The organism is Bradyrhizobium sp. LMG 9283, assembly GCF_045571415.1.
Lineage (GTDB): Bacteria > Pseudomonadota > Alphaproteobacteria > Rhizobiales > Xanthobacteraceae > Bradyrhizobium.
In genome coordinates, this window is the sequence record NZ_CP120691.1 from 7125316 (window position 1) to 7137619 (window position 12304).

Annotated in this window: 10 protein-coding genes; 6 read left to right on the forward strand and 4 right to left on the reverse strand. The window is 56.3% G+C overall.

The window, feature by feature from the left end; genetic code table 11:
- The first annotated feature begins 178 nt into the window (after window positions 1-178).
- The 6 genes from P6U29_RS33280 (at window position 179) to P6U29_RS33305 (ending at window position 6269) form a co-directional block, all read left to right on the forward strand.
- Entirely contained in the window at window positions 179-1738 is a 1560-nt protein-coding gene (locus P6U29_RS33280) for an ABC transporter substrate-binding protein (protein ID WP_407114525.1), read from the forward strand.
- A gap of 64 nt (window positions 1739-1802) precedes the next feature.
- On the forward strand, window positions 1803-2810 hold the full coding sequence (locus tag P6U29_RS33285; RefSeq protein WP_407114526.1) for an ABC transporter ATP-binding protein: 1008 nt from the start codon (window positions 1803-1805) through the stop codon (window positions 2808-2810).
- Between the two features lies 1 nt (window position 2811).
- Window positions 2812-3714: an ABC transporter ATP-binding protein gene (locus P6U29_RS33290; protein WP_407114527.1), complete on the forward strand. Its 903-nt coding sequence runs from the start codon at window positions 2812-2814 to the stop codon at window positions 3712-3714.
- A gap of 4 nt (window positions 3715-3718) precedes the next feature.
- Window positions 3719-4654: an ABC transporter permease gene (locus P6U29_RS33295; RefSeq protein WP_407114528.1), complete on the forward strand. Its 936-nt coding sequence runs from the start codon at window positions 3719-3721 to the stop codon at window positions 4652-4654.
- The gene (locus P6U29_RS33300) at window positions 4655-5524 is read left to right on the forward strand and encodes an ABC transporter permease (RefSeq protein ID WP_407114529.1); all 870 of its coding nucleotides are present in this window, start codon (window positions 4655-4657) and stop codon (window positions 5522-5524) included.
- 154 nt (window positions 5525-5678) lie between these two features.
- Entirely contained in the window at window positions 5679-6269 is a 591-nt protein-coding gene (locus P6U29_RS33305) for a peptidase C39 family protein (RefSeq protein WP_407114530.1), read from the forward strand.
- 495 nt (window positions 6270-6764) lie between these two features.
- Here P6U29_RS33305 and asnB read toward each other — a convergent pair whose 3' ends face one another.
- From asnB to P6U29_RS33325, 4 genes are all read right to left on the reverse strand, one after another.
- On the reverse strand, window positions 6765-8657 hold the full coding sequence (gene asnB, locus P6U29_RS33310) for an asparagine synthase (glutamine-hydrolyzing) (protein ID WP_407114531.1): 1893 nt from the start codon (window positions 8655-8657) through the stop codon (window positions 6765-6767).
- A gap of 234 nt (window positions 8658-8891) precedes the next feature.
- Complete coding sequence (locus P6U29_RS33315; protein WP_407114532.1) at window positions 8892-9674, reverse strand: formyltransferase family protein; 783 nt, start codon at window positions 9672-9674, stop codon at window positions 8892-8894.
- Window positions 9675-9701: 27 nt separating this feature from the next.
- Window positions 9702-10313, reverse strand: a complete 612-nt coding sequence (locus P6U29_RS33320) for a CDP-alcohol phosphatidyltransferase family protein (protein WP_407114533.1) — start codon at window positions 10311-10313, stop codon at window positions 9702-9704.
- Window positions 10314-10922: 609 nt separating this feature from the next.
- Window positions 10923-12149 (reverse strand): MFS transporter, encoded by a 1227-nt coding sequence (locus P6U29_RS33325; RefSeq protein WP_407114534.1) that lies wholly within the window; start codon window positions 12147-12149, stop codon window positions 10923-10925.
- Window positions 12150-12304: the final 155 nt, after the last annotated feature.

The window sequence follows — 12304 nt, forward strand, 5'->3', positions numbered from 1 at the left end:
CACCTAGGCCTGTCATGATGGTGTCACATGGGGTGAATTATACCTCCGACACGCGAAGCGCTTCTCGGAAAGAGCAGCGGTCCGCCTGGCCATTGCGTGAGCGGTGAAGCAATGCCGGTTCGATGCTGCGTAATCCATAAGGGGCGCCGCAATCGAACGAGGTAACTTTGGAGGTTGGATGATGGACACCTGTACCAGACGCAAAGTTCTCAAAATGATCGGTGGTCTGGGCTTGCTCCCAACGGCCTCCGTCATTGCCCAGGAGGCTGGCAGAGCGGAACTTCGGATCGCAATGCAGGATCTGCGCGTCGAGCTCGACCCGCTCCATCCCCGTGCCACGGCCCTCGTGAGCTTCCGCGTGCTCGAGAGTATCTACGACAAGCTCTTCGCAATTGATTATCAACGAGGGGGACAACTTCGGCCGATGTTGGCTGAAAGCATCGAGATGCTCGACAGCACTAACTATCGCGTGAATCTGCGGAAAGATGTTCGATTCCACGATGGTCAGGAGTTAACGGCAGAGGACGTCGCATTTACTTTCGGTGCGGAGCGTATGCTGGCAAAGGGCAGTCCGGGTTATGGCGTTGGCCAGATCAGCTTTCCATCGATGAGCGCGGTGCGGGCGACCGGTCGACATATTGTGGAGTTCAGTACCAAGACGCCCGATCCTGTTTTTGCCAAACGTCTGACATCATATGGCGCCGGCATCGTCTCGAAGACGGCCTATCTGAAGGCGGCGACGTTCGATCGATGGGCTAGAGCGCCCATAGCAGCGGGCCCCTACAGAGTCGTTGAGGCCGTCGAAAACCGCTACATTCGCCTCGAGGCGCACGATGGGTATTGGGGTGGAAGGCCGCCGCTGAAGACCATCGAGTTTCGGATGGTGCGGGAGCCGGCGGCACGCGTCGCGGGCCTTCGCGCTGGCGACTTCGATATTATCACGACCGTAGCGCCTGATCAGTTCGATGTCCTGACCGCAGACAACCATTTGGATGTCGTTGGAGGTGACACGATGTCCTTTCGCACACTGGTCTATGACTCGACGACGAACGAGGTGTTGCGGGATCCGCGGATAAGGCGCGCCATGAATCTGGCTATCGACAGGCAGGCCATTGTCAAAGGTATTTGGCGCAAGCGCATAAGTGTGCCGCGTTCCCATCAAGACTCTGCCTACGGCGTTCTCTACAATCCTGACCGGCCAATCCCTCGGTACAATCCGGAACAGGCGAAGCGACTTCTTGCCGAAGCCGGATACAAGGGGGCACCAATTCCTTTCAAAACGGTCGGAAACTATTACACAGCTGAGCTCATCGAAACTCAAGCAATTGCAGCAATGTGGAGGGCTGTCGGTCTGAACGTCGATATTCAAATGAAAGAGAATTGGTCCCAAGTGGAAGATCGGTTAGGGCGCGGTGTCAACAATTCATCCGATGGGACATACTACCCCGACCCGACCGCATCGTTTGTCTCCCGCTGGGGGTCTCAGAGCACCTTTCAGAGGAGTGGATATTGGCGGAACGACAGATTCAATGAGCTTGAGACGATCTTGCTGACGGCCCAGGACACGGTGGAAAGACGAGGTGCGTATCAAGAGATGCTCGACATATACGACGAGATTGATCCACCAGGAACCGTGCTTCATTCGCTTGGCGAGTTCTTCGGAAAGCGCGCCAACATCAAGTGGACACCGACGGCAACCGGTTTGATGGATTTTCGGCCGGGCGCAATCAACCCCTAGTCGTTTGCCGAGAAAATTTGGGCCAGACGCAGAAGAAGCGTTGTCTACTCGGAAGGTTGAACGCATGGGCCAAACCACTTCGCATGCTCTTGGAGCCCAAACCATTGAGCACGGGGATGCCGGCCGCCCCGCCATCGTGACTGGCAGCCCGCCGCTTCTCAGCATTACCGGATTGACCGTTGTTCTTGCAGATCGGCCCGAGACTCGCCTCCTGGAGGCCATTCAGTTCGATTTGCGGAAAAGTGAGTTCTTCGCGCTTGTTGGCGAAAGTGGCAGCGGAAAGAGTGTTCTGTGTTCGACCATCATGGGATTAGCAAGTTCCGAGCTGAGATGTCTCGGCGATATTCAGTTTGAAGGCAGGCCTCTTGCCGATGTCGATCGGCGCTTGCGTGCAATGATCTACCAACAGCCAAGTCTATACCTTAACCCGGTTCGGGCCATTGGATTCCAGCTTCGGGAGACTGTTCAGATTGCAGGTGGCTTGAGCAAGCGAGAGGCAAGCGAAAGAGCGGCAGATCTGCTCTGCGATGTGGGGATCGATGATCCCAAAGAGACAATGAGAAAATATCCGCACGAGATGTCCGGCGGAATGAATCAGCGCGTCATGATTGCAATGGCGCTCGCGATGAAGCCGAAGCTTCTCATCGCAGACGAGCCGACCTCGGCTCTCGACGTAACCACGCAAAAGCAGATTCTCGACTTGCTCGAGCGGCTGCGCTCAGACATGGCAATCCTCTTTGTGACCCATGACCTGGGAGTTGCCGTGCAACGATCGGATCGCATCGGCGTTCTCTACGCCGGCCAGCTGGTCGAAATCGGGCACGCTGACCTCGTCGCTCGAACTCCCCTGCACCCCTATACTCGCGCGCTGTTCTCCGCTGTCCCCCCGCTTTCAGGGCATCGCCGCCGTCTGCACAGCTCTGCGGGTAGCCTCCCTGAACCTACTCAGCGCCAAGCCGGCTGCCATTTCGCATCTCGGTGCTCCAGAACACTGGATCTGTGCCAACACATGAGGCCCGGCATGCAGGGCATTCCACAACAGCTGGTGGCATGCCACAACTTGGAGCCATGAAATGACAGCGCCAATCGGGCCTCCTCGACTTCGTACAGCGCGGGCGTCCTCGGAACCGATCCTCGAGCTGCGCAATGTTGGTTTTTGTTACCGGGCTCCTCGCCGCTCAGCGGCGGAGGTCCTTGGCGGCTCGAGCCTGCGCAACATCAACATGAGCATCCGTCATGGGAAAGCCCATGGGCTGATCGGGGAGTCCGGCAGCGGCAAAAGCACCATCGCGAAGCTTCTGCTTGGGTTGACAGCGCCACAAGCGGGCCAGATCCATTTTGACGGCGAGCTGCTGACGCCGAATCGATTGGCTGCATTCCGCCTCCGCGTCCAACCTGTCTTTCAGAACCCTCTCGACGCACTGAACCCAGCCACCCCGATCGGCAAACAAATCATCGCGCCTCTGCTTGTGAACTTCAAGATGAAGTCTTCCGATAGTCAGGCTCGGCTCGTTGCAGCAATTTCCGCCGTCGGCTTATCGGGCGAAATCCTTGGCAAGTTACCGCATCAGATAAGCGGCGGACAGGCGCAGCGGGTCAATATAGCGCGAGCGCTTATTCTCGACCCCGAGGTTCTGATTTGTGACGAGCCCGTCTCCGCACTCGACATGACTGTTCAAGCCCAGATCCTGAACCTTCTGTCGGATCTGCGTGAGAGCCGGGGCCTATCCCTCTTATTCATCAGTCATGATATCAGATCCGTGGCCTACCTCTGCTCAGAAATCACCGTCCTGAAGCGCGGAAGCATCGTTGAGAGCGGTTCACGCGATGAGATACTGCTCGAGCCAAAAACGGACTACATGAAATCCCTGCTCAGGGCGGTGCCCAATTCTGAACTCGGGCTCGAGATGGCGTCACCCTCAAAGGGTTGCTCGCAGCCTGGAGAGCGTCGGCACTTGTCGGCGGAGAGGTCATAACCGCATGAGGCGCAACGCCCAGAAGGTATTTGCGAGCAAGATCGCCCGCGCAACGGTCACGCTCGTTCTGATGGTGACGAGCGTATTCATTCTTATGCGCTGCGCGGGCGATCCGGTAACCGTCTTTCTTGGACCGGACGCCACCCCTGACATGCGCGCCGCATACTCGGGCGAATTGGGGCTCGACCGCCCGTTGCTGGCGCAATACTTGGCCTATCTCCGTAACGTCGCCCAAGGAAGCTTCGGCGTCTCTTACGTCTATCGACACGATGCACTCGGTGTCGTCCTCAGCCACCTTCCGTTGACGCTGACACTCGCCTGCTCTGCTCTTGCTTTGGCAGCGGTAACGGGGATTGCGGGAGGAATAGCTGCCGCGGTGTTTCCGTCGAGGCTCATAGGCCGTGCGTGCGCTATCGCGAGCGTCCTGGGACTATGCGTTCCCAGCTTCTTCCTGGCAATCGTCCTGATGCTGGTGTTCTCCATTCAGCTCAACTGGTTACCGACCGGTGACGCCGAGAGCTGGCGCAGCTTGGTTTTGCCGGCAGTGACCATGGCGGCCGCAAGCTCCGCCGTACTTGCCCGGTACACCCGCGTGGCCGTTCGCGAATCGCTGGATAGTCGCTATGTGTTGGCTGCGTTGGCGCGTGGCATTCCGTTCCGGCGGATCTTGATCCATCACGTACTGCCCAATGCGGCGGCTCCGATCTTGACCATACTTGGCCTGCTCATCGGCGGAGCGATAACTGGTTCGACAGTAGTCGAGACGGTCTTCTCATGGCCGGGTATCGGAAATCTCTTCGTCACATCCGTCGGAAACAGAGATGTTCCAGTGGTGCAGGCAATTGTCCTGCTTGCTGGAACCGCGATGATCATGACCAACTTGGCCGTCGATCTCGGTTACACCTGGCTTGATCCGCGGTCGAAGTCCTCGGAGAAATAGATGAGTACCGCCTGGGCGCGTGAATGGACTTGTAACATCTTTCGTTTTTCGAAAGACCGATGCGGTGCGCGTAAGCCACCCAGGGTAGGACTCTATGTTGCCTCGATGTGGATTGCCGGATCCCTGTTGATTGCTGCACTGGCCCAGGTGATCTCCCCCTATCACCCGGCAGAGATCTCCTTGGATGCACGACTTTCGCCACCGCTATTCTTCGGCGGCACGGTGGAACATTTGCTGGGTACCGACGAGCTCGGGCGGGACGTACTGGCTCGCTTGATATATTCGATCCAGATCAGCATGCTCGTTGCGGCGGGCGGGACCCTCATCAGTACCCTGCTGGGCGTTTGCTTGGGTTTCCTCGCTGCCGAGCTTGGCGGACTGATCGATGAGGGAGTCATGGCACTTGTCGACATGCAGGCTGCCGTCCCGTTCATGATGACCGCACTGCTTGTCATCACGATATTTGGCAATTCGCTCGGACTCTTTGTGTGTCTTGTAGGCCTGCACGGTTGGGAGCGTCACGCCCGCATCGCGAGAGGGCTGGCTTTGACGGCTCGCAATCGGCTTCATGTAACGGCAGCGCGGACCTACAACGCTTCGCGGATTCACATCTACGCAAGGCACATTGTCCCAGCCTGTGCGCCCACCCTAGCGGTCGGCATGACCCTTGGGCTCACCGAAACCGTTCTATTGGAAAGCACCCTGAGCTTTTTGGGATTGGGGATCCAACCCCCGATGTCCAGCTTGGGGAATATGGTGGGGTTCGGCAGAGACTATTTGATGACAGCATGGTGGATCGCCCTCGTGCCGGGACTCATCATCGCAGCGACGGCAATCGCACTCATGACAATTAGCGAGTGTCTGCGCTAGATGGCACCTCGCCCAGCTTCTTTCACGTCCATCTGAGGTGAGGGTCATGTCGCGTCCGGGCCTCGAGAGCTCAAAGAATCAAATGGTCAGGAACGTCCCTCTGTATCGGCAAAAGAGGAAGTTCACCTGTGGCCCATCGTCCCTGATGATGGTCATGTCCGCGCTAGACCAGCAATATCAGCCCACTGAAAGAGCCGAGCTCGAGATCTGGCGAGAGGCAACGACCATTCACGGCGGCTGCGGACCGATTGGTCTGGCATTGGCCCTCAAACGCCGCGGTTTCGCCGCGCTTGTTGTCGTGAGCCACGATGGGCTTTTTCTTGAGTCTCGCGCTTCGCAAGACGGCGAGATGGAGGTGATGCAGATTCTCCAGGAGCGAGATCTCGCGGAAGCATACGAGCGCGGCATCCATGTCCATGTTGGAACTTACAGCCTCGATGATCTCTCGAATTGGATGGCGGCAGGCTGGTATCCCATCGTGATGGTCAGCATTGAATTCGAGGGTAAAACCATCACTCATTGGGTGGTGTTCACCGGAGCTGACGAAGATTACGTGTTCTTCAATGATCCTCTGAAAGACCCCACCCAAGGAGATGATGCCACGCGAGTGGACCACGCGACCTTCGCCAGCATGACCGAGTTCGGTGCGAAGCGGGAGAAAGCGGTCGTTCTTGCGGGCCTTCCCCAAATGACGAAGGTTGAGATTTTGCTTCCAAGACTTGCTAACCATCACCCCCCGGCTTGACGAGCTGACCGTTAGCATGCCGAGCGCTAATTGCGTTTGATAGCCCCCGAAAGCCCAATACGATCAGCTGGCTCCGAACAGAGCCATCGAGAGGCCTGAGCGATCGGAAGGGTCGGTATATGCCGAGAATCGACAGGAGCATAACCACAGCGATCAGGAGGCGGGGCCTGCATTCTTCCGCGCGTCATCAAAGCAAGCGTTCTCCGCGGGCGCGGGAACCGTCAGGCGGCTATAACGGGCGACGTCCTTCATCGCGTGCTAATGGATCGACGTGTAAGGATTTTGTGGTGATCGCCGGCGCTTCAGCGTAGTTCCAGATGCCCTCAAAACGCATCATTCGCGCTGGATGGCACGATCGAGAATCTTGTTAGTTTTCCACAGCTGCGCCTGGAATGTTCCCCATTCCGAAACTATCGGCTCGCGGTTTTCACGCAAATCGGCGCGGAATTCAGGATTGGCTGGCCTCGACCCATCGTGTCCCATCATACAAACAATCTATGACGACAGTTGACGAAGGAAGATTTCTAGATTGCAGATCAGCCAGAGTTGTTTTCCGAATGTGTCGTTCGCGGCTTGAGAGCGGCTAGTATACCATCGCCGCAGAGCGCCGATATCGAGATAATCAGCGATCGCCGGAGATCCTCCGAAGATTAAGTCGCGAAAGGGCGCCGAGCTTTGGTCTATCGCCCACTTACCTAAGGGCAATGGAAACCCGAGCTTCTTTCTCGTGATCACACTTGCGGGTAGACGATTTCTGTAAAGAGTACGCAGTGCGGCCTTGGAAACGTCGAGTGTTTCGCTAAATTCCTCAATCGGGGCGAAGGCCGCCCGAATGGGTGCGAAGAGATTCTTCCAGCGCAGATGTTCTGAGGGCGACATGCGCAGAGCCAACGCGACGATTCTGTGGTCTGTGAAGGGAACGCGAGACTCGACCCCGGCCGCCATCGTGGTGTTGTCGACCATTTCGAGCAGGGCCGGCAGATGATGCCGTACAAAAAAATGCCTGATGCGCTCGTCAGGAGTGGCGCCACCCGAATGGTAAGCATTGTTCATCCAATCGATGAGGTCCGCATCGTCAACGATGTCCTTTCTCCATGCCGATGTCGCCAGTTCCATCTTCTCGGATTGTGGGAAGTAGGTGTAGCGCGCGAGAAAGAACTCGAACTCCCTCGTTTCGAACTTGGGAAGGCCGAGACGACGTCGCGCCGGACGGCCAATGACGTTCGGCAAAGCGGATAGAAGCGCCTGTCGACGAAGGTCGAAGGGCAATCTGAAGATTCGGCTATATCCAAGGAATATCTCGTCGGCACCTTCGCCGGTAAGGAGAACCTTGTGCGAGTGGGCGACCGCCCGCGCAAGCAAATACATCGCCGCTTCGTTGTGCATGCCGATTGGATGACCACGTAATGCGGTGAGGCGTTTAACGACATCCAGACTCGTTGCTCCAGGCAGCCGAACCAAGACGTGGGGGAGCTTAAGGGATTTCGCCACCTCGACAGCATAAGGGCTTTCATCGTACACGTCATCGCATACGATTCCAGTGAAGCATGTCGGGCTTTGTGCAAAGTGCCTTGAAAGCTCGAAAGCCAGGACGCTGGAGTCGAGCCCTCCGGACAGCAGCGCTGCGATGGGAGTATCGGCCAACAAATGTTCCTCCACGGCGCTGCCGATCAACGCGTCGAGAGAATCGCAATCAACGCTATCATCGAGGCGAGCCGGATCCCACCAACGCGCATGCTCGTGTGATTGATCAGTTATCTTCAGCCAGGTGCCCGGTTGCAGCTTTCGAATATCTGCATATAGAGTCCTCTCGCCGAAGATGGCGCGGTAGGAGAGGAAGCTTGATATTCCAACCGGATCACGCTTTGAGCGGACCCTTGGCCAATGCAGGATGGCTGACGGCTGTGAGGCAAAGACAAAGCCATTATCTACGCGAGCGTAGTATAACGGCTTAATTCCGAGCCGATCTCTGACGAGGAACGCTGTCCCGGTCTTTTGATCGTGGATTGCGAAAGCAAACATTCCCCGCAGACGTTTGAGGCTATCAATTCCCCAACAAGCAAATGCCTTGCAAAGTACCTCCGTGTCCGACCCAGTGCGAAAGCGGTATCCGCGCCGGAGCAAGTCCCGCCTTAAGTCACGATAGTTGTAGATCTCGCCGTTGTACGTGACTGCTAGGCCGAGCTCCTCATCGAAGAACGGTTGATTCGACCGAGAATCCAGATCGATGATGGCGAGCCTTCGATGCGCAAAGGCAAAGGAGGGCGTCACGCAAGTTCCACTCGCGTCGGGTCCCCGATGGGCGAGCGTCTGAACGCAACGCGCGAGGTTCCGCTCGGTCACCGACTTATCAGTGATCCGTCCGATGAATCCGCAAATCCCACACACAGCTTGCCCTCCTCGTCCGCGCTAAGCCGACTCCCAAGTGGTTGGGTTGCGGGCTCGCTCGCACCTCTCGATAGCTTGGGTGCGACAAAAACACCGTCCAGAGCTAAGATCACGTTCAGTCGCTGAGCGGCAATTCGCCCGTAACACTTTGGTCTTCGCCGAGGTCCTCCGAAGCGAGGTCTCAAGTATTCCGGATCACCTACCGAGCCCCGCGCCAAACCCTAGCCCCAGAGGCTAAACACCCCGAACGAGCGTCCGAACCTCGTTTGTCAGGACTCGCTCGACCAGCCACTTCGGAGGCTCAATGCGTGGTGGAAGATATAATGCGCGATAGAGCTGCTCGAGTTGTTCTGCGCTGCGCGGAACGTCCGCCGATTCCAAGAGTTCGGTCATCATGCGCATGGGATAGAAGCGAGGCTTGCGCTTATCTTCAGCGATCACCGCGTCTTGGGAGCGTCGGGTAAAGGATCCATCCAACAAACGCAGCCACACCTCGCAGAAGAGCGCGTAGCCATAAAGTTGCGCTCTGGTATCTAAAGAGAGAGCTGTCTCTGAAGGCAGCACGGGGAACTGCAACTCGCCGATAATATCGCCCCTGTCGGCTCGCTCCGAGAGATAGTGGACAGTCACCCCGAAGCTCTTGTCGCCATTAAGTATGGCATGCGTCCGCGCAAAACTGCCGCGATATTCAGGAAGCGGGGCCGGATGAAGATTGATGCCTCCTCCATCGAAGCGTGCGAGAATATGCGCGGGGAGAATCTTGTTCCACATGACACTTACAAGAAACTTTCCGATAGGAAGGTCGTCCATCGACTCGAAAAAGGGTATTTCGAAGCGATCTGCGACTTCCCAAAGCTCCTCACTGGTTTCATGCCGCCACCACGTTTTCTCGTATCGGGACGCGCCGAGAATGCCCGAGATGTGGTCTTTGCCGCAGGTCTCGATGATAAACAGAACGCAGCGGGTCGCGAGTCCCCGGGTGCCGGCGAATACCAGGCCGTTAGTTAAGCACGACATTTCTCAACCCTATGACGTTCAGCCCGATCATGTGCCCGCTATGCTCGTAATCAGCAGCCCGGCGGACGCAGTGATCGCACTGCCAATTGTGAGAACATGAACAAGAGTACCTGAGGCTTTGATTTTAAATGGAGCGATGTGGAGCAACGATAGCGGTACAAAGACGGCAGGAAGAACGACACCTAACTCAAGCGGCGCAATCGTGTGGTCAACTAGCAAGATCGCCGCGAGCACTGGCAAAGCGTAAGAGAGAGGTAGACCGGTCGAATAACCCCGATCGTCCAGCCCAAAATAGTCAAAATATGCCAGGCGAAGCGCTCCGACCAATAACAGGAACGCTGTGAATACTGGAGACGCTGGAGAATCGATCAAAGATGCGATGACAATTGCCGGGGTGACTGATCCAAAAATGAGATCCGAGAACGCATCGAGAGCTTTACCAATGACTTTGGTGGCCATCGTTCGATTCTTCGTGCGCCGGGCAATTTCGCCGTCCACGTCATCAGCGATGATCGCCCAGAGTCCGAGCGCTATTCCCACCTCGTAGTGTCCTCTCGCGACGAGCCCCATCGCTGCACCGGAACAGAGGATCCCGAAGGCAGTAACGGCATTTGCGCGGTCAGATAGGTATGAGACCATCGAGCCTCGATGTTATTGTTCTGCCGAGGGCGATCGAAATCACTGCCCTTGCGCGCGCTTGGCAACCGCAACTACAGCTTAAATTGGGCGAGATCCGACATGTCCGCAAACTACTAATTCTAGTAGGCGCGCTTAATCATTCGGCAAGCCAACGTGGCGGCCCGTCCCTTCATGCGAAGTTAAGGTGACATGGATTTCAAGCTTTTTATCGGCTAACTTTAAGGGGGCTTCACCTATAGACGCTGCTATCCAACCGCTCCATAGGACCGCCATCGTGAGGGGGCGCTTGCTGACGCACCCCAGGCAGAAGCGAAATGCTATGGCACGCCCCGGTGAAATGACGGTATTGGTCGCGATGGCCAGGTCGAATGAACGAGCAAATCCCGACATGCCGCTCTCAGCCGGCGGTGCGTCCGATCATTAGAGTTCGGCCTCGGCGGCGCCGAGTCCCCCCGTTCGGCGCTCCAGTTGGCTCGGCCAGTTAATTGCGAACCCGCATCTTGCACGAATACGCCGACTTCGGCGTGATGATCTAAACTTTCAGGAACTCGCGATTCACCATCGAAGATTTCGGGCTAGCCCTCAAAGCTGACGCGGAAACTCACTTCTTCAACGGCCAGGCTCCCGTGTCGACCGGACGCTCACGAGTGCGAACGAAAGCGTGCTTCCTATTGCGCAGACGGCTAGAGATGCCAATGCAAGCACAATACCATAGTGGGTTTGGATAAAACTGAAGAAGAAGGGCGCAAAAGACGCCGTCGACAATCGGAAGCCCGTGATCAACCCGAGCCGCCTTCCATACCCGTCCTGCCCGAACGCTGAGAGCGGCAAGCTTCCACGACAGATGCTGTTTAGACCAGAGCTAAACCCAAGCAAAGCCATGAAGATTGCAATTCCGAGGAGAGAGTGAGACGTCAATATAATGATGAATGTAGCCGCCGAGAGCATAACGCATGAGAGAATGGTGAGTTCAATTGGGGATATTCTCTCGGTAAACGAATTTGCAAATAGCCGTATTACGACCTGTGACGGTCCGAAGAGCGCTGAAACCCACGCTCCCTGCATGTCCAAACCGATCGACGAAAGGATTGGGATCATCCGGCCAAGAAACGCTGAGAAAACAAATGTCGTCAGCGAAAAGCCGATCGTTATTATGACAAGATCAATCAGCTTGGAAGAGGACGGGGCTTGCGGAACACGGACCTTGTTCTGATCTCCACGCTTCACGGAGGACCTGCCGAGAGCCAATTGGATTAACGGGAGGGCGAGGAGAACATTGCAGCCTCCATAGATCCAACAGACTTGTCTCCAGGATATCAAAGTGAGCAACAACGAGGTCAGCGGCCAAAACAACGTTGACGAGAACCCGACGATCAATGTCAATAGAGCTATTTGCCGCTTTGCATGAGCCGCATCTCGCTGTACCAAGAACACGAACGCAGCCTCATAAAGGAGAAAGGCCGACGCAAGCTGCATACCGAATAGCGCGACTGCGAAAACGAACGCATTCCAAGAAATTGCTGCTATTCCCAGGCTAGCACCTCCCGCCAATGAGGCGACTCTCATAGTTTTGCCTGCGCCGTATCTGTCCATGAGCCGACCGGCAACCAGGGACATCAGCGCACTGCCAAACAAAGCAAAGGAGAAACAAGCGAATATCCACTCCTCTGTGACTGCGAGGTCACGGGACGCCTCTTTTGCAACGACAGCCACGCAATAATAAAGTGTGCCGTAGCTGATGATTTCTGCGCCGCCCAATGCCACAACAACGAATCTATCATCCTTCCGGAAGGCCAGTGATCTTCTCGGTTCGTTTCTCGTGCCTGGAGGTCGCATATAGCCTGGTGCCTCACCTGCTGCGGATCACCTGCGAAAAACAGGATCCGTTCGTTCCGATTTCGTGTCCGATCACTTTCATTCTAGACATGATGATGATATGAACTACGGGGCAGGCCGACTTCCGATCACCGTTTTAAAGAGGCCGGGTTAAT

Coding starts and splice junctions, on each gene's coding strand:
- P6U29_RS33320 (WP_407114533.1), bottom strand. CDS start 10,313: ATGGTCTCATACCTATCTGACCGCGCAAATGCCGTTACTGCCTTCGGG.
- P6U29_RS33285 (WP_407114526.1), top strand. CDS start 1,803: ATGGGCCAAACCACTTCGCATGCTCTTGGAGCCCAAACCATTGAGCAC.
- P6U29_RS33315 (WP_407114532.1), bottom strand. CDS start 9,674: ATGTCGTGCTTAACTAACGGCCTGGTATTCGCCGGCACCCGGGGACTC.
- P6U29_RS33295 (WP_407114528.1), top strand. CDS start 3,719: ATGAGGCGCAACGCCCAGAAGGTATTTGCGAGCAAGATCGCCCGCGCA.
- P6U29_RS33300 (WP_407114529.1), top strand. CDS start 4,655: ATGAGTACCGCCTGGGCGCGTGAATGGACTTGTAACATCTTTCGTTTT.
- P6U29_RS33280 (WP_407114525.1), top strand. CDS start 179: ATGATGGACACCTGTACCAGACGCAAAGTTCTCAAAATGATCGGTGGT.
- P6U29_RS33305 (WP_407114530.1), top strand. CDS start 5,679: ATGTCCGCGCTAGACCAGCAATATCAGCCCACTGAAAGAGCCGAGCTC.
- P6U29_RS33290 (WP_407114527.1), top strand. CDS start 2,812: ATGACAGCGCCAATCGGGCCTCCTCGACTTCGTACAGCGCGGGCGTCC.
- P6U29_RS33325 (WP_407114534.1), bottom strand. CDS start 12,149: ATGCGACCTCCAGGCACGAGAAACGAACCGAGAAGATCACTGGCCTTC.